Annotated in this window: 1 protein-coding gene; it reads right to left on the bottom strand. The window is 47.6% G+C overall.

Features of this window, described 5'->3' with window-relative positions; genetic code table 11:
• Nucleotides 1-510 (bottom strand): phage tail protein (locus tag ABD915_RS10230; protein ID WP_345117864.1); only part of this gene is annotated, 510 nt, incomplete at both ends.

Genomic DNA, 510 nt, shown 5'->3' with positions numbered 1-510 from the left:
CTTCTCTTGTGAGAACGCGCTCTATCTCTGTCGTGCGCCCAAAGGAAAACAAAGTGCCCCCAGCTGTTAAGCGCACACCGCTTTCATACTCCAACATGCTGTCATCAAGGCGTGACATATTGCATTCAACAGCTTGCACATCATAACCATAAACGCCACGACGAAAATCAGAGCGTAAACTTTTGGAAAGGTCGACAATCGCTTCAATTGCCTCAAGATCACCTCGTTCAGGCAACTGATCAAAGTCAAGTTGAAAGGAATTCCACCAAGCACGCTCTGGCCATGCGGGTGTAAAGTGTACTGAGAGTCCAAGCCATTCAAGCCCCCGATCAATTGCCGCTACAGAGCCACGAATATTTTGCCATTCAAGTCCCTGATCAATCAAATCATAAAGGTTTGGAACATAAGGTGTAAGCTCTCCAAGCCCGTATTCTTCAATGAGCCACGGCAAGAAACGGGGAGGGCGTGTGATCAGTTTTGCGCGTGAAATCCCCAAAACAGAACCATCAA

This window comes from Bartonella jaculi (assembly GCF_039543045.1).
Lineage (GTDB): Bacteria > Pseudomonadota > Alphaproteobacteria > Rhizobiales > Rhizobiaceae > Bartonella > Bartonella jaculi.
This window is presented reverse-complemented; position numbering and strand designations above follow the sequence as displayed.